The following is a 25429-nucleotide window of genomic DNA, read 5'->3' as shown; positions in this document are numbered from 1 at the left end:
AAGTCTACTGATTGCTCATGATCGCATCGTCGGAACGTGGGCAATGTCATCTGTCCGGTAAAAGTGCCGGTCATGGAATGGCGAGGGCGCTTCTGGAAAGCACCCTCGCTCTTGGCATGTGCTGATTGGCAACCCTCGTTATCACTCCGTGTGGAGTTGGTTGGAGGGAAGGGCGGGGCCACCCAACGAAGCGCCGTGATGGCTTACGAGCGGGCGCGATCCCGAGAGTTTACGCAGTGACACGTAAAACACCGGTGTCAAGAACAGGCCAAACAGAGTGACGCCGATCATGCCCGCAAACACCGCCGTGCCAAGTGCTGCGCGTACCTCGGCGCCTGCGCCGGTAGCGATCACCGACGGTAAAACTGCTGCCGTGAAAGCAATCGAGGTCATGATGATCGGCCGCAACCGTAGTCGGCAGGCTTCCAGGGCGGCTTCCACGATGCTCTTGCCCTGCAGTTCCAGCTCGCGGGCGAATTCCACGATCAGTATGGCGTTTTTACACGCCAGGCCAATCAGCACGACCAGCCCTACCTGCACGAAGACGTTGTTATCGCCACTGCCAAACCATACGCCGATCAGCGCGGCCAGCATCGACATGGGTACAATCAGAATGACGGCGAGTGGTAGCGTCCAACTCTCGTAAAGCGCGGCCAACACCAAAAATACCAGTAGGATCGACAGCGGGAAGACGATCATCGCCGCATTACCCTGGGTGGATTGCTGGTAACTCAAGTCGGTCCATTCAAGCGCCATGCCTGGTGGTAACACTTCTTCCGCCAGGGCGTTAATAGTCTCCATTGCTTGGGCAGAGGAGAGGTCGCGGGGATCAAATTCGCCGGCCAAGTCCGCCGCTGGGTAGCCGTTGTAACGCAACACCGGATCCGGGCCGAAGGTTTGCCTGATATCCACCATCGTACCGATAGGCACCATTTCTCCCTGATCATTACGGGTACGCAGTCGGGCAATATCTTCCACGCTGGTGCGGTAAGGAGCGTCTGCCTGGGCGATTACCTGCCAGGTACGACCGAAACGATTAAAGTCATTTACATAGGTCGAGCCAAGATAGGTCTGCAGGGTGTCGAACAGCTCGGTCAACGGCACGCCCTGGGCCTTGGCTCTCAGCCGGTCCACCTCGGCATCCAACTGCGGTACGTTGGATTGATAGCTGCTGATCGGAAAGCCCATCCCCGGTGTTTGCGCAATCGCGCCCTGGAGTTGATTGACCGCCTGCTGCAGCGCCCCGTAGCCAAGATTGCCGCGATCCTCAATGAATAGTTGGAACCCCGATCCATTGCCCAAGCCAAGAATCGGTGGTGGCATGAAAGAAAATGCAAACCCCTCTTTCAAACCACCAATGCCCTGGTTGATGTGGGCGTTTATCTCTGCGGCGCTAAGGCTGCGCTCATCAAAGGCGCTGAGGGTAAGAAAGGCCACCCCGGTGTTGGAGGTGTTGGTGAACTGCAGCGCGTTCAGGCCGGGAAAGGCAATGGCGTGCTCCACGCCTTCGGTCTCCATGGCAATATCCACCACGTCCTGAAGCATCTCGTCGGTTCGCTCCAGCGACGCCCCTTCCGGCAAGATGACACCAGCAATCAGGTAAAGCTTGTCTTGCACTGGAATGAAGCCAGAAGGCACTGCTTTGAACATCACGCCGGTGCCCAACAGCAGTAGGGCGTAAATTACGAACACCGCGCCACGATGCTTTAGGGAGCGGGCCACGCCGCTCTGGTACTTGTTGGAGCTGGCATTAAAGAAACGGTTGAAAGGACGGAAAATCCAGTCGAACAGGGTGTCTATCACACGGGTGAGGCGATCTTTGGGCGCGTTATGGGGCTTGAGTAGCATCGCCGCCAGCGCGGGAGAGAGCGTCAGGGAGTTGATGGTGGAGATCACCGTGGAGATGGCAATCGTCACCGCGAACTGTCGATAGAACTGACCGGTCACCCCGGACAGGAAAGCCATGGGGATAAACACTGCGCACAGTACCAGGCCTACGGCAATGATAGGGCCAGAGACTTCCCGCATGGCCTGATGAGCGGCTGCCTGTGGCTTTAAGCCCTCTTCGATATTGCGCTCGACGTTTTCCACCACCACGATGGCGTCGTCCACCACGATACCGATGGCCAACACCAGGCCAAACAGGGTCAGCGTGTTGATGGAGTAGCCCAGCAGGTAGAGCGCGCCAAAGGTGCCGATCACCGAGACCGGTACCGCCAGCAATGGAATGATAGAAGCTCGCCATGTTTGCAAGAACAGCGTGACGACCAGCACCACCAGCAGCACGGCTTCCAGTAGGGTGGCGATCACCGACTTTATAGAATCATTCACAAAGATCGTGGTGTCGTAGACGGCTTCGTACTCGACACCTTCAGGGAACTGCTCGGACAGCTCCTCCATGGTGGCAATCACCTGCTCGCGAATCTCCAGCGCATTGGCGCCCGGTGCCTGGAATATACCCACTCCTACCGCGTTATTGCCGTCTAGCTGCGAGCGCAGCGTATAGTCCCCGGCACCCATTTCCAGCCGGGCCACATCCGCCAGCCTCAGTATTTCGCCGTTGTCACCACGACTGAGTACGATGTCACCAAACTCTTCCACCGTTTCCAACCGCCCGCGGGCGTTGATCAGAGTGAGAAAATCGCTATTCGCGATGGGTTCGGCGCCCAACTGCCCGGCAGAGACCTGCACGTTCTGCTCGCGCATGGCCCCAACGACATCGCTAGCCGTCAGGCCTCGGGCGGCTATTCGGTCTGGATCCAGCCATGCGCGCATGGCGTAATCTCCGCCACCGAAGATTTGCGCATCCCCTATCCCTTCGAGCCGGGCGAGTCGGTCGCGTACATTCAGTCGAACATAGTTGCGCAGATAAAGGGTGTCGTACTCACCGCTAGGTGAGGTTAGGTGAACGACCATCAAAAACGTTGGCGATTGTTTCTGGGTAGTGACGCCTTGACGACGTACGGCTTCCGGCAACCTAGCCTCTGCCTGGCTAACGCGGTTCTGCACGCGAACCGCCGCCTGTTCAGCATCGGTGCCGGGACGGAAGGTGACGGTCATTTGCAGTACGCCATCAGAGCCTGCAACAGACTTGAGGTACATCATGTCCTCAACGCCATTGATGGCTTCCTCCAACGGCGTCGCTACGGTCTCGGCAATCTCCTGCGGATTGGCACCGGGGTAAACGGTTCTCACCACCACTGAGGGCGGCACGACATCCGGGTACTCGCTTATCGGTAGATTGGGAATGGAGATCAGCCCCACCGCCAGAATGATGATCGATAGCACGGCCGCAAAAATCGGACGGTCCACGAAAAAACGGGAGAAATTCATGGCGATTTACTCTTCCCTGGCCGCAATGGCGGGGGGCTCATTGGAAGCACGGATGTTAGCCACCGGTGCGGTCGCTACGCTTTTGGGGCTCACTTCCATACCGGGGAAGAACACTTTTTGTACACCATTGACGATCACTCGATCACCTGCTTGAAGCCCATCGATGATGACGGTACGTTCTGCTACCTGCCTTCCTGTGGTGACCTGTCGCTGTTCTGCTAGGTTATGCTCATTGACGACATAGACGTAGCGGCGATCTTGATTAGTCAGCACTGCCTTACGGTCTATCAGTAAGGCTTGCTCTAAGCGAGCAACCGGCATTTCGACCCTTGCAAACTCTCCAGGCCGAATGCGGCCATCTGGATTGGCCAGCACCGCCCGGAATTGTAAGGTGCCCGTACTGGGATTTAAGCGATTGTCGATAAAGTCTAGGGTGCCCGTGTACTGCCGTTGCGGGTCGCCGCCCAGTTCGATGGCCAAGTGATTCGACACCTCATTGCTTAAGAGTGCACGGCTGGCAAATGCAGCTTGCTCGTCTGCATCAAAGTAAACGTGTACCGGATCAATACTCACCAGCGTGGTCAACAGGCTCTGGTCGGCATTGGCTAGGTTGCCGCGAGTTACCATCGCCCGTCCGACGCGTCCACTAATCGGAGCCGTTATGCGTGTATACGCGAGGTCAAGCTCGGCGGTCTGCAGCGCAGCTTCGGCAGCAGCCACCATAGCGCGGTTATTATTCAAAGCCGATTGGCGCTGATCATGCACCTCTTGGGAAATGGCCTGACGCCCCAGTAACACCCTGGCACGCTCGGCCTCGCTGCTGGCCTGAGCCAATTGGCTCCTGGCTTGTGCAAGATCCGCTTGGGCCGCGCTCACGCGGGCTTGGTAGGGACGTGGATCGATGAGAAACAGTAACTCTCCCTGTTCGACCAGGTCGCCCTCTACAAAGGCCACCTCTTGGATATAGCCGCTAACCCGAGCTCTCAACTCCACCGTTTCGGCGGCTTCTACCCGCCCAGTGAATGACTCGCTCAACACCATCGGCTGAGTTACCACTTCCACTACGTCAACCTCGGGTGGCGGCTGCGAGGGGGCGGCTGCCCCATCGCTCTGAGCCTCGCAGCCAGCGAGTAAGACCATGATGAGTAAAAACGGTATGACAGCCCGACTACGTTCAAGGCGGACTCTTCGAGAAAAACTTCTCATGAGGGTTTGCTCCCTTGGCTACCGGCAACCGGTAGTGGCTTTCGTTATGCTGTTGGAGGGCGCGTTGGCAGTCATGTCGTTGATTCAGTAGCGCCAGATTCGACCAGAGACCCTAAGCACTGATTGGATACGAGCTAACATAGGGGATCGGGGATCGTGAGAGGTATCAGGTTCCTGCGGAAAGATTGCCTAATTCTGTCGCAGTGAGTGAAAGCACAAAGAAGCCGGTGGAGGCGAAATAACGACGTGTCTCGGTGCAAAGGAAAGATGACAACCTGATGACACTGAGTGCGAATTGTCGGTTTCGACGGTGTACTTGCCTAATTCTGCAAAACCAACCGAAAAGCCTTCGGTTCTTCAGGAGAGGGCATATACTGCAAATTATTAAGGAGGAAATCCCGTGACCGTTATCGCGCCCGAACAGATTGCCCAGTGCAGCGACAGCTTGTTACCGCAATTGAGCCAGGTCGTCCGCCGTTGGTCGCCGCTGGAAGCCCTTCAAGACACGGCGATTGCCGAAGTCCAACTGGTGCGCACTGATGCCCCTAGTAGTTTTCACTGTGCCGTCTATGAGCCGTGCCTGTGCTTCGTTATTCAGGGCAGCAAAACCGTATTGCTGGGTGACAAGGAGATCATCTACACCGGCCCCAGCTACATGGCGAGCGCCGTTCATTTACCGGTGGTGGGCAGGATTGACCATGCTTCACCAGAAAGACCTTTCCTAGCAGTAAAGGTCTCGGTGGACCCCCAGGAGGTGGCGGGACTAATACTAGAGTTAGGGGATAGGGCTCCAAATGGGGGGCGTGATGCTATCTGTCCTGAGATGGACTGCGGGTTAACGTCGGCGTACATGGATCCCCTGATGCAGGGCGCGCTCTATCGTTTGTTAAGTCTACTCGACTCACCGGAAGATATTCAGGTGCTTTCGCCGCTAGCGCGACGAGAGTTAATCTACCGAGCATTAACGGGTGCCATGGGCCCGCACATGCGTCGGTTTGCTGCCTCAGACTCCCAGGCTAATCGGATTGCGCAAGTGATTGACACGCTTAAAGAGCACTATGCCCAGCCGCTTAAGATCCGCGAATTGGCAGCGACCGTTAACATGAGCGAATCGACGCTTTATCATAGCTTTCGTCAAGTGACACGCATGTCGCCCCTGCAGTACCAAAAGAAGCTGCGTCTACACGAGGCGCGACGGCTGATGCTGGCGGAGGGGCTCGAGGCAGCCACTGCAAGCTACCGGGTAGGCTATGAAAGCCCTTCCCACTTCAGCCGCGAATATAGCCGCATGTTTGGCGCACCACCACGCGCCGACGTTAGCCAGTTGCGAGGGGCATACGCAGAGTCGCAGCCCGCCTGAACAATAACGTCATGGGTAGTTGCTGCAGTGGATTTCCCTCTCTCATCTGGATAGTTTCATGAAAACCGTACTGCGCTGGCTGGCTGCCATGACGGCCTTGTTGGTCTTATTGCTGGCAGGCCCGGTGTGGATATTGGCCAGTCAACAGGTCATTACCGATGGGCACTGGTCGAATCTCGATCGTTCGTCTGCAGGGTTGGCCCCCTCTCCGGATCGCGTCCAAGATGCTGTCGTACAGGTCTATGCGGCCCGTGCCTATAGCTGGCGCGGCGCCTTTGGTGTGCATATTTGGATTGCGACCAAAGCAGAGGGAGCGCGGGAGTATCAACTGCATCAAGTGTTGAGCTGGCGACGCCCAACGGTCGTCTCCTCCATCGATACGCCTGACCGAGCCTGGTTTGGACACCCGCCTGAGCTGCTTGCTGACTATCGCGGCGCGGCGGCTGCCGATTTGATCCCCCATATACAAGACGCCGTAGCGCGCTACCCGCAAGCCGATCTGTACCGAGTTTGGCCTGGCCCCAATAGCAACAGCTTCATTGCTTGGGTGATCCGCGAGGTCGATGGTTTCGATGTGGCGCTACCCACGACCGCCGTGGGGAAAGACTATCTGTTCAATGGCGTCGTCGCCCGCGTGCCCAGCGGGACGGGGTATCAGCTCTCGCTGGGAGGCGTGTTGGGCGTCATGCTAGCGCTGGAGGAGGGCATCGAGCTCAACCTGCTGGGCATGAGTGTCGGTATCGATATTATGCGCCCCGCTCTCAAACTGCCTGGCATTGGTCGACTGGGTATGCCTGCCAAGGTGGCGGGAAGCAGTAATGCATCGTCGTTAGCGCAGTGATATGGCGTTGCCAGTCTTGAGTAGACGTGCACATGTCTTTCTAGGCACTTTTGTTCTAAAATGGTGTTTGTAGACATTAAGCTGGGAAGAGCCATGCAAACAGCGCAAGAGTTTGCCCATGATAAGTCAGCGGCTGCGGTGGGATTGAAAGCCGCGGTACGTATTCTCGAGAAGTGGCGAGCCTCTGGAGAGCAGGGCGAGGCGATTCTGCGCGTCTCTCACAGTACCTACGCTCGTGCTCGGCGCGGCGATCTGGCAGCGATCAAGTTAGATAGTGACCAGCTTACGCGTATCAGCTATGTGCTGAACATCCACGCGGCACTGCGTATGATCTTCGATAACCCGGACAACCTGTATGGGTTCGTGAACATGGTCAATCACAACCCCTTTTTCAATGGTCGCACACCGCTGGCCATTATGGGCACGGGGGACTTTGCCGCGCTTTACGAAACCTATAAACGCATCGACAGCCTGCGGGGTGGGCAGTGGTAAAGGCGGCTGATTTGCCCGTACTGCCAGCCCGTGACGTCACCGGCTATCGGTTGGTGAACAGTAAATTCCCGCCCATCGATTTGTTCGATGACGTGGCAGGCCCTGACGAGTTCGCCGCTCTCCATGCGCTTCAGTCGCTCACCAACCCGCGGTTGCAAAACGAGGTGGGGGACTTGGCGCTGCTGCCGCTCGACCAGATTCCTTTCGGTATTCGTGGCTGCTCGTATGCCGTGGCGCCCTTTACGCACATCAATCCCGAAGGGTCACGTTTCAGCGATGGCAGTTTTGGCGTGCTGTATTTTGCCGATACGCTGGAGACTGCGATTGCGGAGGTCAAACATCATCAGCAAACGTACTGGCGGCGCGTGCCAGGTCTTCGCTATGAGCGGTTCGTTTTTCGGGGGTTGAGAGGCGTCTTCAAGGAGGTATCGATAGGCGATGCGCTGACGCTGCCGAGCGATCATCTTGTCTACGCCCCCGATCATTACACGGCGTCTCAGCCCTTCGGTACAGACGTCCGACGTACGCTAAACGGTCTCCGTTACCGCTCGGTCCGTCGACCCGGTGCCCACTGTTGGGCGCTCATGACGCCGCGTCATGTGACGGACATCATCCAGACCACCCATTTGGAGATGATCTGGAGCGGCGCCATCACCCAGGTGAATCATCTACGTGTCACCCAGCCATAGCGGCGTGCGGAAAAGAGGTTCAGTTATTTTGCTGCTGGTCAGTAAAGCGCTGCATGATCGTGAGCGTCTCATCGCTGACATGGTGTTCCATGCCTTCTGCGTCGATGCGGGCAGTGCTGTCGTCCACGCCTAACGCTCGCAAGAAATGCAGCACGATATCGTGACGAGCACGAGACGTTTCCGCCATTTTTTGACCTTCGTCGGTCAAAAACAGCGAGCGATATGGCTTGCTGGTCACCAGACCTAATTCGTTCAATCGACGGATCATTTTCGATACCGTCGCTTGACTAACGGCCATTCGGTTAGCAATGTCGGCCGCGCGCGCCTCACCGCGATGACGAATCAGGTCGCCAATCAATTCGACGTAGTCTTCGATGAGCTCCGTTTCGTGGGCATTGCGCACGGCTTCGTATTGCTGGGCGTGCTGTTCCACAGGCGGTAGTGCATCACCACTGTGTCCAGAGGGGGGTGAGGTGCGCCGCTGTTGGTGATCACTCATTGGCAAAGGTTATCAAAGTTAGTGGAAACGTTAATTGGCGATGGTAGCGCATTTTTGAAGATAATTGTTAGCCAAGGCTAAACTGTTTGCACATTGCTTTTTTGTTGAGCTAAAGTTATCTGTAACACGAGCCTAGCACAGAGGAGAGATCCAGTGGCTAAACCATACTTGCTAGCAGCCTTGAGCGTGCCGTTCGCCTGGTGTGGCGTTGTGACCAGTGCTCAGGCCGATGAGTTGCAAAACCCGCCCATCGAGATTGCCGTGACGTTTTCAGTTCTTGGCGACTTGGTGAAGAAAGTGGCCGGCGATGATGCGAACGTCACGGTGCTGACACCGATCAACGCCGAAGTGCACGAGTGGGAGCTCACCCCAGATAATTTTGCTGCGCTCGAGGACGCCGACATCGTTTTTTATAACGGCTATCAGCTCGAGCAGTGGATGCGCCAAGTATCGGCGACGGTCAACGATGACATACCTATGATCGCCGTGGCAGAGGCGTCGGGTTACCCGACGCAAACGATCGTCACCGGTGAGATGGAAGGCGACGTGGACCCACACCTGTGGATGGACCCGCGGGCTGCCAGTGCCTATGTGCAAGCCATTGCCAACACGTTGGAGGATAGCCTGCCCCATCAAGCCGATGCGATTCAGCAGCGTGCAGCGGCACTGGAAGCGCAACTGCACGACCTACATGTCGAGCTCCAAGAAACGCTCGAAGCCATTCCCGAAGAGCGCCGCGTGCTGCTCTCCAGTGAAGCAGCCTTTCTCTACTTTGCCGACGCGTATCGGTTCGAGCACGACGGCATTTGGGGGACCAATGCCGAAACAGAGGGCTCTCCGCGTCAGTTGATGCGGGTCATCGATCGAATCAACGAGCGTCAACCGGCGGCACTGTTTTGGGAAAGCACGATTTCTGACCGCCATGTGACCAGTATCGCACGTGATACGGGGCTGCCCGTTGCCGGGCCGCTGTATGTCGACTCGTTGAGTGAGCCTGACGGGGAGGCTGCCGACTACTTTGCCATGCAGCGTCATAACGTTGCCTTGCTGCGTCGCTACTTGGCTAGCGAGTAAATCACGATGTCCTCACTACCGTCTCAACCAGCCAGCGCCATCGATGTGAGCGGTGTCTATGCGGCTTACCAGCGTCAGCCCGTGCTAGAGGATATTCACCTCTCGCTGCCAAGCGGGCGTTGGACGGCCATCGTCGGGCCGAACGGCGCAGGCAAGTCGACGCTGTTTCACGTGCTGACCGGTAGTATGAAACCCTTACGCGGCCGCGTGACGGCATTTGGTCAAGCCATCGAGCACCATCGAAAAGCCGGGCGCATTGCCTACATGGCCCAGCGAGAGGCCATCGAGTGGGACTTCCCTATTTCGGTGTGGGAAACCGTGATGAGCGCCCGCTATGGCCACATGCGTCAAGATGCGTGGTGGCGGAGGTTACTGCCTGCGCGGTGGCATGCGTCACGGCATCGTGATGCGGTGGAAAAGGCATTAGACGACGTTGATATGCTGGCATATGCCGAGCGGCCCATCGGGGCCTTATCGGGTGGACAAAAAAAACGCGTGCTGTTAGCGCGTGCGTTGGCGCAAGAGGCGAGTATCCTGCTGCTCGATGAGCCGCTCGCGGGGGTCGACCCACCTAGCGAGCGACTCATTCTCGACGTGCTCAAACGCGAACGCGAAGCCGGACGAACCATCGTGATGGTGACGCACGATATGCCGGGCGCGCGTCGCTACGTGGACCATGTGGTACTGATCAATCGATGCATTCGCGGCGAGGGCGCGCCCGACGAAATGCTGAGCGATAGCAAGTTGGCCGAACTTGCGGTGAGTTCTATTGCAAATTCTCCAGCGGATGCCGAGCGTGTCCGTCTTCCTGCATTTGCCAGCAAAGAATAGGCGACTCGAATGATAGAAACGTTGGATGCTTGGAGTAGTGCGCTGGTGGCGGGGCTCATCGCGGCGCTGATGGTGCCCGTGAATCTAATGCCCGACAGCGTATCAGAGGCGTTTCAGTACGCCTTCATGCAGCGTGCGCTGCTCACGTCGATGATGGTGGGAGCCATCTGCGGCATGCTTTCGTGTTACGTCGTGCTCAAGCGTTGGTCGTTGCTGGGGGATGCGATCTCTCATGCGGTGCTGCCCGGGGTGGCGGTTGCCTACCTGCTGGGCCTGCCTTTTTTTATCGGTGCCTTCGTCACAGGAGCGCTGACGTCGCTCGGCATTGGAGCAATCGAACGGCATACACGGATCAAATCCGATGCCGCCATGGGCATCATGTTTACCGGGGCATTTGCGCTGGGCGTCGTGCTGATCAGTAAAATCGCCTCCAGCACCCACTTGATGCATATTCTGTTCGGCAACGTGCTCGGAGTGCAACAGTCGGCACTACTGCTCACGTTGGCGGCCAGCCTCGTTGCGCTGCTGATGGTATGGCTAGCTTATCGTCCGCTCATGCTCTACGCCTTCGATCCGACTCAGGCGCAGGCACTCGGCTTCAATACCGGCGTGATTCATTACGGTTTGATTTTGCTGCTCACGCTCACCATCGTGGCCAGTTTGGAAACCGTCGGTATCATCCTCGTGGTGGCCATGCTGATTACCCCGGGCGCCACGGCCCACTTGCTGACCGACCGCTTCAAAACGATGCTGTTCATCTCCGTGGGCATTGGGGTAGGGTCTGCCGTATTGGGGCTATGGCTGTCGTTTGCGTTTGACGTAGCGTCCGGTGGCACCATCGTCTTGGTGGCAACGGGGTGCTTCTTCACGGCGCTGCTGTTTTCGCCCAAGCACGGTGTGCTGATGCGGCTTTGGCGGCATCGGAGCTTGGGCGGCGCTAATTAGTTTCCCACCCGATGACGAGCCGTGGGTAGTCGATGATCCCAATGACGCTGTGTTTTGCATCCACGACCGGTGCTTGGGATAAACCAAACTGAGCAAACAGGCGAGCGCAATAGCGAATATTCATTTCCGGACGGACGCTAATGATCGGTTTGCTCATGATTTCGTAAAGGCTTACACGGTCTGCAGAGCGATTGACTGCGAGCACTTTTTTAGCAATATCAGAGGCTAACACTAGCCCCAGTTCATCTTTCTCATCGCGCCTATCAACGATAATAGCGGTGGCATCGTATTGCCTCATTAGTTCAATGCCGTCAGTAACGGTCATAAAACCATCGGTCGTCACATAGCGTGAGTGCATGACGTCCTGGGCAGTGCGCTCCGTCAGTGATGGGCTTGCCATTGTTAAAGCCTCTCTCTAGCCTAGCGGTTGATCGAATGCATCTTCGAGGGATTTCACTTGGTGTGCGACGCCTACCGCATCCTCGACGTCTAGCTGAAAGGCGATGCCTGTTCCCGACGTGTCGTCAAACGCACCCACTTCCGCGATCGCTTCGAGAATTGAACGGCTAATATGCTCCTCCACTAAAAAGAGCAGCACGTCGCGTTGCGACGTAATGTCCATGCCAAAAATGCCTTTTGCTTTTTTTAAGCCTTCGCCACGCGCGTTATTGATGACAGTGGCGCCAGTAGCTCCAGCATCTCTAGCTGCCTGAAGTATCTGGTCGCTTAGCTCATCTTCTACAAGCGCGACAATGAGTTTAAAGCGCATGGGTATCTCCTTGATGAGGCTTTGTCACTGACGTGCCTGAGAGTGGCTGTATTTTCGATGGCCTATTGCTTTGCCATCGAGCAATTTGGGCGTATCCCATCACCGTTATAATAGGGAATAGGCAGGCAAGCGCGATCATTCCAAAGCCATCCATTAACGCGCTACGACCGGGTATCGAAGAGGCTAATCCAAGACCTAGCGCGGCGATGATCGGCACGGTAATGGTCGATGTCGTGACGCCCCCGGAATCGAATGCAAGAGGGATAATCGACTTTGGGGATCGTAGGGTTTGGACAATCACTAAGCAGTAGGCACCTAGCACGAACCACTGCAAAGGTAGGCCCATGACGATACGCCATGCGCCCAGGGTGATTCCAAAGGCCATGCCGAGGGCAACGGCGAGCCGCAGGGTGAAAGGGTTGATCGTACCGCCGGATATTTCGCCAGCTTTGATCGACACCGCGATCAGCGATGGCTCGGCAATCGTAGTGCTTGCGCCAATCGTAAACGCGAAAATATAGACCCAGTAGTAGTCGCTCCAATGCCGCTCAGCTCCCTCTGTCATGGCAGGTAGAAAATCGGGGTGCGTCAATTGGCTGGCCATCAACTCACCCATGGGAAACAGGGCTTGCTCTAGCCCTATCAAAAAGAAAGAGAGTCCCACCCATACCATGAAAAAACCAACAGCGACCTTTAGAAACCGTTTGACCGGCTTGCGGATCACCAAATATTGGAAGCCAAAAATAATCGCCACAATGGGAAGAATATCGCGTAGCGTGCCCCAAAAAATAGCCAGCATATTCATGATCTTCCCTCTGCAACGAGATCAAGGCCAACAATACCGAAAAGCAATACGAAAATGATGGGCATAACGGAAGCAAATGCAATCAAACCAAAGCCGTCCAGCATAGGGTTGCGGCCTTTGATGGCCGTGGCCAAGCCAACACCGAGTGCCGTAACAAGAGGGACAGTAATGGTCGATGTCGTGACACCGCCCGAATCATAAGCAATGCCAACGAGCTCAGCAGGCGCTAACAGCGTCAAGAGCAGTACAAGAATATAACCACCAATGATCATCAAATGCAGCGGCCAGCCTTTGAAGATACGCAGTACGCCAACGACCACGGCGGTGCCTACGGAAAGCGCTACGATCATGCGGAGCGTGAACGCAAAGGACGTTTGTGCGAGACTGCTATTCTCGATCAGACCGCTTTCGGAGACGACAATCGCTGCGCGAGCCGCCACGGCAATCAGTGCTGGCTCTGCGACGGTGGATCCAAACCCCAGTGCAAAAGCAAATAGAAGGAGCCAAACGACAGAACCTTTATGAACGAAAGCACGTGCGAGGTTCTCTCCTAAAGGAAACAGTCCCAGCTCTAGCCCCTTGATGAAGAGCGTTAGCCCGATCACTACAAACAGTAGCCCTAGTGCTAAATCGAAAAGCGCCAATGTATCGGGCAGAGGTTGTTGGATGACGAGCGTTTGAAAGAAGCTCATAACCAGTACAACGGGTAGCAAATCCCGAAGGCTGTTTTTGAGCTGCAGGGCGAGAGAGTGAATAAAGTTCATTAGCGCCCTTTTTCAATGGCTGATACGTCTATGCTCATCAGTGTAATGGTTACGCATGTCGTCTCTTTTGATCTAGGACACGTTGCGAGTGTTCTCTAGTCAACAAAGTTGGCTGCCTAACAGCAGCATCGAAGGGTCTGGTGCGTGCCAGCCCCACCATGCCAGCAATATCAAGCCACTCACTATCGGTAGAGCAATCAAACTCCACCATAGACTTGAACGCATCATGTCGTCACCTGTCCCGCAGAGGGGCGTGACAGCGGCTTCTCACTGATGAACCAGTGGAGCGCGGCGGCGACCACGGACAGCACGATGGCAATCTGCCACACCGTATCGTAGTGGCCGGTGAGGTCGTACAAAAATCCACCCAGCCACACGCCCATGAACGAGCCCAGCTGATGAAAGAGAAACACGATGCCGCCCAACATCGAGAGATGGCGAACGCCAAACACCGATGCGACGATACCGTTGGTGAGCGGAACGGTGGAGAGCCATAACAGCCCCATGGCGATCCCGAAGAGATAAGCGCTGGTCGTTGTCAGGGGTAGGGCGATAAAGGCTGTGATGATCACGCCCCGGATGAGGTAAAGCCAGCTCAATAGGCGCGGTTTCGACCAGATACCCCCCATCCAGCCAGCGGTGTAGGTGCCCACGATATTGAACAGACCCACCAGCGCGAGCACCGTGGTGCCGACTTGGACGGCCAAGCCGTTATCGAACAGGTAGCCTGGCAAGTGGACCGCAATGAACACCACTTGGAAGCCGCAGACGAAAAAGCCCAGGCAAAGTAGCCAAAATCCTTTTTGCCCCGCCGCTTCGTTAAGCGCATCGCGCAGGCTCAAGTCGCCCAGTGCCTTGGGGCTGGGCCGGTCTTTGAGCATCGCGCCCAGCGGTATCATGAGTGCGGCAATCGCCCCCATGGCCAGGAGCGCAGAGGACCAGCCTAGCCACTCGATCAATCCCAGCGTGCCGGGCAGCATGGCAAATTGACCAAACGAGCCCGCCGCACTGACGATCCCCATGGCCATGCTGCGCTTCTCAGCGGGAACGGCCCGGCCGACGGCGCCCAGAATCACCGAAAACGTCGTTCCCGATAGGCCGAAGCCAATCAGCAGACCCGCGCTGACGGTCATGCCGAGCGCGCTGGTCGAGAGGCTCATGAAGCAGAGCCCCAGTACGTAGAGGATGCCGCCCGCCACGATGATTTTGGCCGCGCCAAAACGGTCGGCCAGCGCCCCGGTAAACGGCTGGGACAGCCCCCAAATGAGGTTTTGGACGGCCAGTGCGAACGCAAAGACGCCGCGCCCCCAGCCGAAATCGCTGCTCATGGGCTCGAGAAACAGCCCGAACCCATGACGCAGCCCCATGGCCGTGGAAATAACCAAGCTGGCGAGCACGATCAACAGCAGCGTATGGTGTTTCTTGAGGGCCATGGCACGTCTCTTATGGTGGATTGGTTAACGCGTTAATCAACTATCGCATGGCATTGGCGACTTTAGAAGCTTCCAAATAGGGTGCCGAGCGTAATCACACTCATCAGCGCGGCGATGGGGAGCACGATGGTGACCATGGCGACATTGCCATACGACTGGCGGTGGGTCAGCCCGCAGATGGCCAGAAGTGTGATGACGGCGCCGGAATGGGGGAGCGTATCCATGCCGCCCGCGGCCAGCGTCGCCACGCGGTGCATGAGCTCTGGGTCGATGCCAGCCTGTTGCGCCATGGCCAGATACTCGCTACCCAAGGTTTGGAGTGCAATGGAGAGCCCGCCTGAGGAGGAGCCGGTGATGCCTGCCAGCACGCTCATCGCCATGGCTTCGGAGATGAGGGGGTTACCGGGGGAGACATTGAGCACCGCATCGCGAAGGATGGCAAAGCCTGCCAAGCTGGCGATGACCGCGCCGTAACCCACTTCAGAGGCCGTGTTGAAAATAGGTAGCAGTGAACCAAAGCAGCCTTGATTGATGGTGACTTTCAAGTCTTGCCAGTGGTGCCAGCGGGTGATGATCAGCCAAGCCGAGGCGCTCAGCAGGGCAATCAGAATGGCCCAAAGCCCGGTCTGTCGGCTGGGTGTGACGTTATCGAACGCGTCGCTGATGAAGCTCAGGTCCATGGCCGGGAATACCCCGTAAGTAAAGAGGGCATTGAGGCCAATCACCATAACCAGTGGAATCAACGCGATGGCCAGCGGCATGCCGGGTGCTGTGTCAGTGTCGCTGTGGGTATCGGTTTCACGTTCCGTGTGGGTACCGTAACCCTCCCCTTGAGCAGCGGCTTTCTTGACTCGGGACTGAAGGTAGAACGTTCCTAGACCTAGCATGATCGACCCAGCAATGATGCCAAGCCCCGGTGCCGCGAAGCTGTTGGTGCCAAAGTAAGGGATGGGAATCGCGTTTTGGATGGCTGGCGTGCCGGGCAGCGCCGTCATGGTAAAGGTGAAGGAGCCTAGAGCGATGGAGGCGGGGATGAGGCGCTTGGGCACATTGGCCTGGCGGAACAGCTCACGGCTGATCGGGTAAATGGCAAAGGCCACGACGAACAGCGAGACGCCGCCATAGGTCAGAACGGCGCAGGCCATGACGACCGTCAGTACCACGTGATGAGTGCCCAACCGTTTGACGATGCCGTTGGAAATCGACTGAGCGGCGCCTGAGTCTGCCATCAACTGACCGAAGAGCGCACCAAGCAAGAAAAGCGGGAAGAACTGCATGACATAGTTGCCCAGGGCGCCCATGAAGGTATCGGTGTAAATGGGCAGTAAAAAAGCACCGTCGCCTGATAGTAAAACCGCTAACGCGGCCATCAACGGCGCAAGGAGGAGGACAGAAATGCCGCGATAGGCAAGCAGCATCAATAGCGACAACGAAATAATAATGGCGAGCATGCCCATACAGGCTCCTAAGCATTTGTTAATTTAGTAAGCGGTGCGTTTAAACAAAGGCCGGGATACTAGGCATAATGTTGCATAGCAGCAATAGCGTTGTGACTAAAGTCGTAACCAAAAGAGAGCGTCACTTTCGCCTGATTAAGCGCGCCCCATCTGTTAAAATCCGCCACCTTTGGCGTTGATGACCTTCCAATAACCCTGGGTATTTCCATGAATGCAGTAATTCTTGCAGTGCTCGTCATGGTGGCACTGTCACTTCTTCGCGTGTCCGTCGTTTTCGCACTGGTGGTTGGTGCGTTGGTAGGGGGGCTGGTCGGAGGCCTTTCCCTAGACGATACGCTCAGCGCGTTCAACGAGGGCGTCGGTGGGGGCGCTCAGGTGGCGCTGGCGTACGCAACGTTAGGCGCTTTTGCCGTGGCCATCTCTCGTTCTGGGTTGCCGGACATGCTGGCGAACCGATTGATCACTCTGTTGGGTAAAGAAGCGACCGCCGCCCACCAAGCACGGGTGAAGATGCTGCTGCTGGTGGCCGTACTGCTGGTCGCGATCTCCTCACAAAATGCCATTCCGGTCCATATCGCGTTCATTCCCGTGCTGATTCCACCGCTGCTGGCGGTGATGAATCGTCTGCAACTCGACCGCCGCGCCGTGGCCTGCGCTTTGACCTTTGGTCTTACTGCGCCCTATATGCTGCTGCCGGTAGGATTCGGGGCGATCTTCTTGAACGATATTCTGTTAGCCAATCTCAACAGTGCCGGAGAGCCGCTAGGACTGGAGATCTCTCGTGGCATGGTGCCCCTGGCCATGGCCATTCCGGTGGGAGGCATGGCCATTGGCCTTTTGGTCGCCCTGCTGTTTAGCTACCGCGGCCAGCGCAGCTACGCGAGTAAGGACGTGGCCGCGCCCAATGGCCAGACGCACACGCCTGTCGAACCGCACCTCTTAGGGTTAGTCATGTCAGGCGTGGCGATCGTGGCAGCGTTAGGCCTTCAGCTCTACACCGGCTCGATGATCGTTGGAGGCTTGGTGGGTATCGGCTTGCTGTCATTGGGTGGTATTTTCAAATGGCGCGAGGCTGATGATCTGTTCACCAGCGGTATGCGGATGATGGCTTTGATTGGCTTTATCATGATTTCGGCGGCAGGCTTTGCGGAAGTCATGAAAGCCACCGGCGATATCGACTCGCTGGTTGCGGGTGCCTTCGATCTGTTTGGCGATAATCGTGGCTTGGCCGCTTTGGTCATGCTGCTGGTCGGCCTGTTCATTACCCTGGGCATCGGCTCTTCGTTCTCAACCATTCCCATCATTGCGGCGATCTTCGTACCGCTGGCCGTGCAGTTTGGTTTCTCACCCATGGCGACTGTAGTGCTGGTGGGCACCGCTGCCGCCTTGGGCGATGCGGGGTCGCCAGCCTCGGATTCCACTTTGGGGCCCACCTCAGGCTTGAACGTAGACGGTCAGCACGACCATATGTGGGATAGCGTGGTGCCCACGTTCCTGCACTATAATCTTCCGCTGATTGCGTTTGGCTGGCTGGCGGCCATGACGCTTTAAGCACACTCAATACTTACCAAAAGGGCAGCGCTGAGGCTGCCCTTTTTTGATGGAAGTGCTTGATGAAAGCGCGTTGAGTGGATAAGACGTTACTGTTTAGGCAAGTGCGCTTCAAAGGCACTTAGCAGACCACGGAGTAGGGACAGCTCTTTGCGGCTAGGCTGTGCACGGGCAAACAGCGCTTGAAGTTGCTCTTCGGTACGGGCGTGGGGCTGGGTTAAAAAACCGCTTTGCTGCATCAAGCGGCCAAGATGTTCCTGGAAATAGCCAAACTGTTCGCGGCTAGGCGGCGTGGCTTCCAGCGGGCGCTGATACTCAAAACCGCTGACGTCGCGCTTGCGCCAGGCGCGATGCACTTCGTAGGCAAGAATCTGGACCGCTTGCGATAGATTGAGAATGCCATACTCGGGATTGGCGGGAATGCTGACTTGGTGGCTGCAGCAGCGAATCTCATCGTTGGTCAACCCGGAGCGTTCGCGGCCAAACACCAGGGCCACCGGGGCATGATGGGCGTTGTCGATGACTTGCTGGGCCATCTCGTCAGGCTCGTCGAAATGGGGCAGCGGCATGCTGCGCAGCCGAGCGCTGGCACCGACCACTTGCACGCAGTCGTTCACGGCCTCTTCGAGTGTCTTTACGCAGCGAGCGTTTTCTAATACGTCCGTTGCACCGGCGGCTAGGCGAGTGGCTTCTTCATCGGGGAAGGTACGAGGATTGACCAGCACGAGCTCCGTCAGCCCCATGGTTTTCATGGCGCGGGCTGTTGCGCCTATGTTGCCCGGGTGGAACGTTTGCACCAGCACGATACGAATATTGGAAAGCACGAGAAGTCGAACCTAAAAGCTGCCAAATAAAGCCGGTGATGGTAGCACGCTTTATGACGCCATGACGTCGGTACTAATAAAAGAACCCCGCCGAAGCGGGGTTCTTGATGACGTCCAACGTCAGAGCGTTAGGCTCATGGGTGCATTACATCATGCCGCCCATGCCACCCATACCGCCCATGCCACCCATATCCGGGGCAGCTTCTTTCTCTTCCGGGTCGTCGGCGATCATGCACTCGGTGGTGATCATCAGGCCAGCAACGGAACCAGCAGACTGCAACGCAGTGCGGGTTACTTTTGCCGGGTCGAGAACACCCATTTCGAACAGGTCGCCGTACTCGCTGGTTTGCGCGTTGTAACCGAAGTTGCCTTCACCATCTTTGACGCGATTGATGACCACAGCGGCTTCTTCGCCCGCGTTGGTGACGATCTGACGCAGCGGTGCCTGCATGGCACGCAGCGCCATGTTGATACCGTGGTTCTGATCTTCGTTGTCACCGGTCAGGCCCTGTACTTTGGCCATCACGCGAACCAGGGCAGTACCGCCGCCAGGTACGACGCCTTCTTCTACGGCAGCGCGAGTCGAGTGCAGCGCATCTTCGACGCGGGCCTTCTTCTCTTTCATTTCGACTTCGGTCGCCGCACCGACGCGGATAACGGCAACGCCGCCTGCCAGTTTGGCAACGCGCTCTTGCAGCTTCTCTTTGTCGTAGTCAGAGGACGTTTCTTCGATTTGCGCGCGGATTTGGTTAACGCGCGCTTCGATGTCGTCCTCGGCACCTGCGCCATCGATGATGGTGGTGTTCTCTTTGGACATGGTCATGCGCTTGGCAGTACCCAGGTGATCCAGGTTCGCCTGCTCAAGGGTCAGACCTACTTCTTCGGAGATCACGGTGCCGTTCGTCAGGATAGCGATATCCTGCAGCATAGCTTTGCGACGGTCGCCGAAGCCAGGTGCTTTGGCAGCCGCGACTTTCACGATGCCACGCATGTTGTTCACGACCAGCGTTGCCAGCGCTTCGCCTTCGATATCTTCGGCGATGATGGCCAGCGGCTTGCCTTGCTTGGCAACGGCTTCCAGCACCGGCAGCAGTTCGCGAATGTTGGAGATCTTCTTGTCGACGAGCAGGATGTACGGATCTTCCAGCTCGACGGTCATGGTGTCTTGGTTGGTGACGAAGTAGGGCGAGAGGTAGCCGCGGTCGAACTGCATACCTTCGACCACTTCCAATTCGTCTTCGAAACCGCGACCTTCGTCAACGGTGATGACGCCTTCTTTACCGACTTTTTCCATCGCTTCGGCGATGATTTCGCCAATGCGCTTGTCGCCGTTGGCAGAGATCGTGCCTACCTGCGCAATGGACTTGGTGTCGGTGCAGGGCACGGACATCGCCTGAATCTCTTTGACCGCTGCGGTCACGGCTTGGTCAATACCGCGTTTCAAATCCATCGGGTTCATGCCCGCGGTCACGCCTTTCAGGCCTTCCGCTACGATGGCCTGTGCCAGAACGGTGGCCGTGGTGGTACCGTCACCGGCGGCGTCGGAAGTCTTGGAAGCGACTTCTTTCACCATCTGGGCGCCCATGTTCTCGAACTTGTCTTTCAGTTCGATCTCTTTTGCGACAGAGACACCGTCTTTAGTGACGGTCGGCGCGCCGAAGGATTTGTCCAATACCACGTTGCGGCCTTTCGGGCCCAGCGTGACTTTAACGGCGTTCGCCAGGACGTCGACACCACGTGCCATGCGTTTGCGAGCATCATCGGAGAACTTAACTTGCTTAGCTGCCATGTTCGTTACTTCCTAACAATTAAAATAAAAATGGGAAAGTAATTAGCCGAGTCGGATTAGCCTTCGACGACGGCCAGAATATCGGCTTCGCTCATGATCAGAACTTCTTCGCCGTTGATTTTTTGCTTCTCAACGCCAAAGCCGTCTTTAAAAATCACCGTATCGCCCACTTTTACATCCAGTGGACGTACATCGCCGTTATCCAGAATACGGCCATTACCAACGGCCAGAACTTCACCACGCGTGGGTTTTTCCTGCGCATTACCCGGTAGCACGATGCCGCCAGCGGTTTTCTGCTCTTCTTCCACGCGACGGATGACGACGCGATCGTGCAAAGGACGGATATTCATGCTCACGTTCTCCTGAGGTTCGTCAAAGCCCAAAAGGGGCAGTTAGCTTAAAGGGATTTCCGCGGGCTCAGCCCTCGGAAAGCGAAGGCGTGCTGCCTTCATGTCAATGGCGAAAGCAAAGCCTTCGCCGAACCTGTGTGCTGACACAAAAGTGGGGGCTGCCCAACGCCTTTCAAGGGGTAGGTATGAAAAAAAATACCTCGCCACCTTTGGCAATCAGGTGAATGACTTAGCGACGGCGCGGCTCATCGTCACCGCTTATGAATTCACCTTCGATAGGGCCTTCTTCACGATGGGAGGAGGGCTGTTCGTTCGACCGCCCCCAGTCTTCTGCGCCACGCTGATACGTGTGCCGATGCGAAGCGCTTTTTAAACCAACCCAGGTCAGGGCTTTCATGAGTAGTTGGCGAGCGTTGGGAATCAAGCAGGCGATACCCAGCGCGTCGGATAGGAACCCTGGGGCAAGCAAAAGAGCGCCACCAAAGATGAGGGCGGCGCCAGTCAGTAGCTCCTGAGAGGGGATTTCACCCATTTGCATGCGCTGTCGGGCGCGGGCGAAGGTGGAGACACCTTCCTTGCGAATGAGGTGAAGTCCGATGAAGCCGGTGCTTAACACAAATATCAGTGTGGCCAATAAGCCTATCTGGCTGCCGATTGAAAAAAGCAGCACAAAGTCCAGTAGCGTAAAGAGCGATATAAAGAGAAGAATAGGCATAGCCAGCTCCAAGACGGTCGTAATTAACGGATATGGTGACAGAAATATAAAAAACAAGCAGTCCCATGAGTGTCCCAACGCCCTGGTGGGCTCGATATTTTTCGTGGGCTCTTCTATGCTGCAATGCAAAAAGAAAGGCAAGGCGTGCTGGATGGGTTGTCAATTCGGCAGACAAACCTGCTAAGGAGAGAGAGATGCAAGTGGACAAGAAAGTGATTGCAATAACGGGGGGCGCTCGAGGCCTTGGGTTTGCTATTGCGCAACGGTTAGGTAGACAAGGAGCCCATCTTGCGCTGTTGGATATGAGTGCTGAGGCCCTGGATGGGGCGGTGTCTGCTTTAAGTGCAGAGGGGGTGACCGCTCAGGCTTTCGTAGTCAACGTTGCAGATGAGGCATCCGTCGAGCGTGCGTTTGCCGATATCGCCGATCGAATGGGCCCGGTCAGTGGCTGTGTGAACAATGCTGGGATTACCGATGATGGCCTATTGATCAAAGCTAGAGATGGCGTCGTTGAAAAACGCATGTCACTCTCCTCGTGGCAGCGCGTACTGGACGTTAATTTGACGGGGGTATTCTTATGCGGTCGTGAGGCGGCGGCCCAGATGGTCGAGGCGGGACATGACGGCGTTATCGTCAATATTTCCAGCATTTCTCGCGCGGGCAATATGGGGCAAAGCAATTACGCTGCCGCCAAAGCGGGAGTGCATGCCCTAACCGTTACGTGGGGAAAAGAGTTGGCGCGCTACGGGGTGCGCACCGGTACCGTCGCGCCTGGCTTTATCGAAACCGAGATGACGGCCTCGATGCGTCCCGATATGTTAGAAAGAATCGAATCTAACGTTCCGTTAAAGCATTTAGGCGAGCCGGATCATATTGCTCAAAGTGTCGCGTTCATTTTTGATAATGATTATTTCACCGCACGCATTATCGAATGTGATGGGGGGTTGCGGCTTTAAAACCGCTTACCGATGACGACGCTGCGGTTAGAATTGAAAGTAGTCTCGCTGAATATCACGCTGAAAGTACATTTCTAAACGCAGTGTCATTGCCCAGCGGGGGTCGTAACTATCCTCGCGCTGAAAATGCAGCTCTGGTATGACATCGCCAAACAGAATGCCTTTGTGAAGATCGCGACGGTAGCGGGTTTGTAGGTAATAGTTGGTCATGCGTGGATTGGAAGCGCTTTCACCAATCGCAATGGCTGAATGACGTAGTGCACTGCGGTCGTTCAGACGCTGATTGAGCTGAGCGACTTCGCTAAACTCCAGCTTGTCTTCTTCCTCTCGCCATTGGACGGTAGTGATAAAGCGCAAATGTCTATTTTCGGAGAGTGGGCGACCTATGTCCCACGTCGTGCGTGCCGAATAGCCTTCATTATTGAACCAGGATAGACGGTTGAAGGACTCCAGCTGCCAGGGGCCGTCGCCAATGTCCCACAGCCGCTCGCTAGTGAAACGAACATACGGGTCGAGTGGCATACGTAGGCGAATACCTGCGCCTATCCGATTGCTCCAATTTTCTCGTTTATCACGGCTTTCTAACCAGTCGAGGCCAAATGTAGACGTGCTGCGGTCTCTCTGATCATTGTAGAGGCGACCCGAACCTTGATCGGCTAGCGTACCCTGCGACTCTTCTGGATCGCTCTCGACCACGAGTCTCAAACGCTCCTCGGTGGTGGGCAGGTCGATGCGATAACGAACGCTAATGTCACCGTTGGTGCCGTCACCTTCCATCCAGTCGATTTCTTGGCCTAAACGTAAGTAGGACTTGTTTTGGACAGTGGCCGAGTGTTCACCGCCAAAAAAAGCATCAATATTACGAGACGTATTGTCGACCCAATTGCCGATGCGGGCGCGGAAAGGTTCTACCCGTTCTTCGGCCCAGTCAGGTAAGTCGCTGTCTTCCTCATCCGCATGCACACCGAACGAGAGGGTACTCAGCGCGCCTAACCAAACGAGTGCAATGATAGGTTTCATAGGAACGTCCCCGCCTTTTAATTAGGTGCGCACATCATTGTGCTTTATGCATCTCGATGGCTTTTGCCCACTCCAGTACTCGCTTGCGATCGCGCCGACTGTTCATGCGCTCGGTATCTACTTTAAGCGGCGTGAGTTGGTGGAGCGGATCCGCGTTTAAATCCAAAGCAAAGCGCCTCGAGGCACCGACCGGCATATCTTCGGAGCCATAAATTGCGATGACTCGTATCTCGAGCTCTGGTGTTTGCTCTTGCAAGGTGCCTTGGTCTAGCTTCCAGTGCTGAACCAACTGATCCACGATCGAGCCAAACGACTGTATGTGCAAATAATCTCCCGATGCCAAAGGCCCCTGATGGGTGCGGTAGCACTCTTCGTTGTCATCCCCGCTTTGCTGCTGATACTCGACGACATCCAATTCATACACTCCTTCGCGAGTGTGCAGGACGGCGACCAAGTGTTGAATATAGATAGCCTCACTGCTCATATTGCTGATCAAGCACAGGGCTTTGGTGCCGATACCTTTACCCCGATTGACGATGATGCGAGGTCGGCGTTGTCGCACGTAGCCGTTATAGAGCAGTTGCGCGTAAAACACCCATACGAACAGTGTACAAATACTGGCCACTGCGGAAATTGCCTGAGCATTGTCGTTCAGCCATTGCATAAGTTGAGATCCTTCTCAAAATTGACGGCGTAGATTGACCGATAACGTAGCCTAAAAAAAGGGCGAAGTCAGCTAGTTAGGTTGATACGATGAAGGGGAGTTGAAAACAAAAAAATTCGGCTAGCTATGCGCTACCGAATCCTTTGAGGTTTTACATTTTAAATTGGTGCGGATGGGGAGACTCGAACTCCCACACCTTACGGCACTAGAACCTAAATCTAGCGTGTCTACCAATTCCACCACATCCGCAGAAGACGAGGCATATATTATCAACTTCTGCGTTAATGTCAATCACGATGCGCTGCTATTTTGACTGTCAGACATGGGATGTACATACAATGATGAAATGGACCATGGTCATGAATCAGTGGCTTAAGCGAGGTTTGCCAGGTTACTGCGCCTTTTGTTTGTGCTCTCGAGCAACTGAAAGCGGATGGTGTGAGGAGTGCTATGCGCAACTGCCTTGGAATCGAGTGAGCTGCGAGCAGTGTGCCGAACCGCTTTTGGGCGCCGGTGAGAGTCGCTGCGGCCACTGTTTGGTAGAGCCGCCGAGCTTTACGATCACCACTGCAGCACTTTGCTATCAAGAGGTTGTGTCGCAACTAGTGCATGATTTCAAATTTCAGGCGTCGCCTCGTGCCGGTCAGTTGCTAGTGAATTTGATGCTTTCACAACCACCGCCCGCGTTGGGTAACGCTTTGCTTCCAGTCCCCATGTTTCCAGCGCGGGCTAAAGAACGTGGCTTTAATCAAGCACATTGGCTGGCCAAACGGCTCGGCAAGAGCACGGGTATGCCAGTCCTTCGAGCGCGTTGTATCAAACAGATGCCTTCACAACGCTCTTTGAATCGTAAAGAGCGGCGCCGAAACGTAAGCGACGCCTTTAGGATGGAGGGGGGCATACCTGAACATGTCACCATCGTCGATGATGTAGTCACCACAGGGGCAACCGGCCATGCCTTGGCCGCCGCTGCGCTGGCACAGGGTGCGAAGCGCGTGGACGTATGGGCAGCTGCTCGCACACCCTTTCAGAAGAGTTGATAAACTAGTCAGCTCTTTTAAG

The 25429-nt window shown here is 56.0% G+C and carries 25 protein-coding genes and 1 tRNA gene; 10 read left to right on the top strand and 16 right to left on the bottom strand.

What is annotated here, in order from left to right:
• Positions 1-141 precede the first annotated feature (141 nt).
• Together MHM37_RS00970 and MHM37_RS00965 are read right to left on the bottom strand one after the other, a co-directional pair.
• Positions 142-3333, bottom strand: a complete 3192-nt coding sequence (locus tag MHM37_RS00970) for a multidrug efflux RND transporter permease subunit (RefSeq protein ID WP_153843394.1) — start codon at positions 3331-3333, stop codon at positions 142-144.
• A gap of 6 nt (positions 3334-3339) precedes the next feature.
• On the bottom strand, positions 3340-4395 hold the full coding sequence (locus MHM37_RS00965) for an efflux RND transporter periplasmic adaptor subunit (protein ID WP_239295696.1): 1056 nt from the start codon (positions 4393-4395) through the stop codon (positions 3340-3342).
• A gap of 544 nt (positions 4396-4939) precedes the next feature.
• Between MHM37_RS00965 and MHM37_RS00960 the strand changes: the two genes are divergently transcribed.
• The 4 genes from MHM37_RS00960 (at position 4940) to MHM37_RS00945 (ending at position 7921) form a co-directional block, all read left to right on the top strand.
• Complete coding sequence (locus MHM37_RS00960; RefSeq protein ID WP_239295697.1) at positions 4940-5899, top strand: AraC family transcriptional regulator; 960 nt, start codon at positions 4940-4942, stop codon at positions 5897-5899.
• A gap of 58 nt (positions 5900-5957) precedes the next feature.
• Positions 5958-6740 carry a DUF3750 domain-containing protein gene (locus MHM37_RS00955; protein WP_239295698.1) on the top strand — a complete coding sequence of 261 codons (783 nt, stop codon included), beginning with the start codon at positions 5958-5960 and terminating at the stop codon, positions 6738-6740.
• Between the two features lie 93 nt (positions 6741-6833).
• Positions 6834-7232: an antitoxin Xre-like helix-turn-helix domain-containing protein gene (locus MHM37_RS00950; RefSeq protein ID WP_139527366.1), complete on the top strand. Its 399-nt coding sequence runs from the start codon at positions 6834-6836 to the stop codon at positions 7230-7232.
• Between the two features lie 11 nt (positions 7233-7243).
• The gene (locus tag MHM37_RS00945; RefSeq protein ID WP_239283492.1) at positions 7244-7921 is read left to right on the top strand and encodes an RES family NAD+ phosphorylase; all 678 of its coding nucleotides are present in this window, start codon (positions 7244-7246) and stop codon (positions 7919-7921) included.
• A gap of 19 nt (positions 7922-7940) precedes the next feature.
• Here the strand turns inward: MHM37_RS00945 and mntR are convergent, their stop codons facing one another.
• Positions 7941-8420, bottom strand: a complete 480-nt coding sequence (gene mntR / locus MHM37_RS00940; RefSeq protein WP_139527368.1) for a manganese-binding transcriptional regulator MntR — start codon at positions 8418-8420, stop codon at positions 7941-7943.
• Between the two features lie 153 nt (positions 8421-8573).
• On the opposite strand from mntR, the gene MHM37_RS00935 reads away from it, so the two are divergent.
• Genes MHM37_RS00935 through MHM37_RS00925 form a run of 3 tightly spaced genes read left to right on the top strand, consistent with a single transcriptional unit; the run spans position 8574 to position 11270 of the window.
• On the top strand, positions 8574-9494 hold the full coding sequence (locus MHM37_RS00935; RefSeq protein WP_058577761.1) for a metal ABC transporter substrate-binding protein: 921 nt from the start codon (positions 8574-8576) through the stop codon (positions 9492-9494).
• A 6-nt stretch (positions 9495-9500) separates the two neighbouring features.
• The gene (locus MHM37_RS00930; protein WP_239295699.1) at positions 9501-10325 is read left to right on the top strand and encodes a metal ABC transporter ATP-binding protein; all 825 of its coding nucleotides are present in this window, start codon (positions 9501-9503) and stop codon (positions 10323-10325) included.
• A gap of 9 nt (positions 10326-10334) precedes the next feature.
• A complete protein-coding gene (locus MHM37_RS00925) occupies positions 10335-11270 on the top strand; it encodes a metal ABC transporter permease (RefSeq protein ID WP_343218237.1) in 936 nt (311 codons plus the stop codon).
• Here MHM37_RS00925 and MHM37_RS00920 read toward each other — a convergent pair.
• From MHM37_RS00920 to MHM37_RS00895, 6 genes are all read right to left on the bottom strand, one after another.
• Positions 11263-11628: a CBS domain-containing protein gene (locus MHM37_RS00920; RefSeq protein WP_231125613.1), complete on the bottom strand. Its 366-nt coding sequence runs from the start codon at positions 11626-11628 to the stop codon at positions 11263-11265. The genes MHM37_RS00925 and MHM37_RS00920 overlap by 8 nt on opposite strands.
• A gap of 57 nt (positions 11629-11685) precedes the next feature.
• Positions 11686-12039 (bottom strand): P-II family nitrogen regulator, encoded by a 354-nt coding sequence (locus MHM37_RS00915; RefSeq protein WP_044628015.1) that lies wholly within the window; start codon positions 12037-12039, stop codon positions 11686-11688.
• The gene (umpB, locus tag MHM37_RS00910) at positions 12029-12844 is read right to left on the bottom strand and encodes a Na,Li,K/H(+) antiporter subunit UmpB (RefSeq protein ID WP_239295700.1); all 816 of its coding nucleotides are present in this window, start codon (positions 12842-12844) and stop codon (positions 12029-12031) included. The genes MHM37_RS00915 and umpB overlap by 11 nt, the downstream gene beginning before the upstream one ends.
• Complete coding sequence (locus MHM37_RS00905) at positions 12841-13608, bottom strand: DUF1538 domain-containing protein (protein WP_128082409.1); 768 nt, start codon at positions 13606-13608, stop codon at positions 12841-12843. The genes umpB and MHM37_RS00905 overlap by 4 nt, the downstream gene beginning before the upstream one ends.
• Positions 13609-13832: 224 nt before the next feature.
• Entirely contained in the window at positions 13833-15041 is a 1209-nt protein-coding gene (locus MHM37_RS00900) for an MFS transporter (protein WP_239295701.1), read from the bottom strand.
• A 62-nt stretch (positions 15042-15103) separates the two neighbouring features.
• Entirely contained in the window at positions 15104-16498 is a 1395-nt protein-coding gene (locus tag MHM37_RS00895) for a GntP family permease (RefSeq protein ID WP_239295702.1), read from the bottom strand.
• Between the two features lie 207 nt (positions 16499-16705).
• Between MHM37_RS00895 and MHM37_RS00890 the strand changes: the two genes are divergently transcribed.
• Positions 16706-18049, top strand: coding sequence for a Na+/H+ antiporter NhaC family protein (locus tag MHM37_RS00890; RefSeq protein WP_239295703.1), 1344 nt, complete (start codon positions 16706-16708; stop codon positions 18047-18049).
• A gap of 89 nt (positions 18050-18138) precedes the next feature.
• Here the strand turns inward: MHM37_RS00890 and MHM37_RS00885 are convergent, their stop codons facing one another.
• The 4 genes from MHM37_RS00885 to MHM37_RS00870 form a co-directional block, all read right to left on the bottom strand.
• Positions 18139-18873 carry an RNA methyltransferase gene (locus MHM37_RS00885; RefSeq protein ID WP_239295704.1) on the bottom strand — a complete coding sequence of 245 codons (735 nt, stop codon included), beginning with the start codon at positions 18871-18873 and terminating at the stop codon, positions 18139-18141.
• A gap of 145 nt (positions 18874-19018) precedes the next feature.
• Positions 19019-20662: a chaperonin GroEL gene (gene groL, locus MHM37_RS00880; protein ID WP_139527376.1), complete on the bottom strand. Its 1644-nt coding sequence runs from the start codon at positions 20660-20662 to the stop codon at positions 19019-19021.
• A gap of 56 nt (positions 20663-20718) precedes the next feature.
• Positions 20719-21012 carry a co-chaperone GroES gene (locus MHM37_RS00875; protein WP_139527377.1) on the bottom strand — a complete coding sequence of 98 codons (294 nt, stop codon included), beginning with the start codon at positions 21010-21012 and terminating at the stop codon, positions 20719-20721.
• A gap of 229 nt (positions 21013-21241) precedes the next feature.
• Positions 21242-21727: an FxsA family protein gene (locus MHM37_RS00870; RefSeq protein ID WP_239295705.1), complete on the bottom strand. Its 486-nt coding sequence runs from the start codon at positions 21725-21727 to the stop codon at positions 21242-21244.
• A 194-nt stretch (positions 21728-21921) separates the two neighbouring features.
• Here MHM37_RS00870 and MHM37_RS00865 point away from each other — a divergent pair, with 194 nt between their 5' ends.
• The gene (locus tag MHM37_RS00865) at positions 21922-22683 is read left to right on the top strand and encodes an SDR family oxidoreductase (protein ID WP_139527379.1); all 762 of its coding nucleotides are present in this window, start codon (positions 21922-21924) and stop codon (positions 22681-22683) included.
• 27 nt (positions 22684-22710) lie between these two features.
• Here MHM37_RS00865 and MHM37_RS00860 read toward each other — a convergent pair whose 3' ends face one another.
• The 3 genes from MHM37_RS00860 to MHM37_RS00850 form a co-directional block, all read right to left on the bottom strand.
• Positions 22711-23703, bottom strand: a complete 993-nt coding sequence (locus tag MHM37_RS00860) for a hypothetical protein (RefSeq protein ID WP_139527380.1) — start codon at positions 23701-23703, stop codon at positions 22711-22713.
• A gap of 34 nt (positions 23704-23737) precedes the next feature.
• On the bottom strand, positions 23738-24367 hold the full coding sequence (locus MHM37_RS00855) for a hypothetical protein (protein WP_139527381.1): 630 nt from the start codon (positions 24365-24367) through the stop codon (positions 23738-23740).
• Between the two features lie 164 nt (positions 24368-24531).
• A tRNA-Leu gene (locus tag MHM37_RS00850) sits at positions 24532-24616 on the bottom strand.
• Positions 24617-24651: 35 nt separating this feature from the next.
• On the opposite strand from MHM37_RS00850, the gene MHM37_RS17160 reads away from it, so the two are divergent.
• Positions 24652-25407 carry a double zinc ribbon domain-containing protein gene (locus MHM37_RS17160; protein ID WP_331250799.1) on the top strand — a complete coding sequence of 252 codons (756 nt, stop codon included), beginning with the start codon at positions 24652-24654 and terminating at the stop codon, positions 25405-25407.
• Positions 25408-25429 lie beyond the last annotated feature (22 nt).

This window comes from Halomonas sp. MMH1-48 (genome assembly GCF_022348105.1).
Lineage (GTDB): Bacteria > Pseudomonadota > Gammaproteobacteria > Pseudomonadales > Halomonadaceae > Vreelandella > Vreelandella piezotolerans.
The sequence above is the reverse complement of the archived record's forward strand: the minus strand, read 5'-3'. Positions and strand labels throughout refer to the sequence as shown.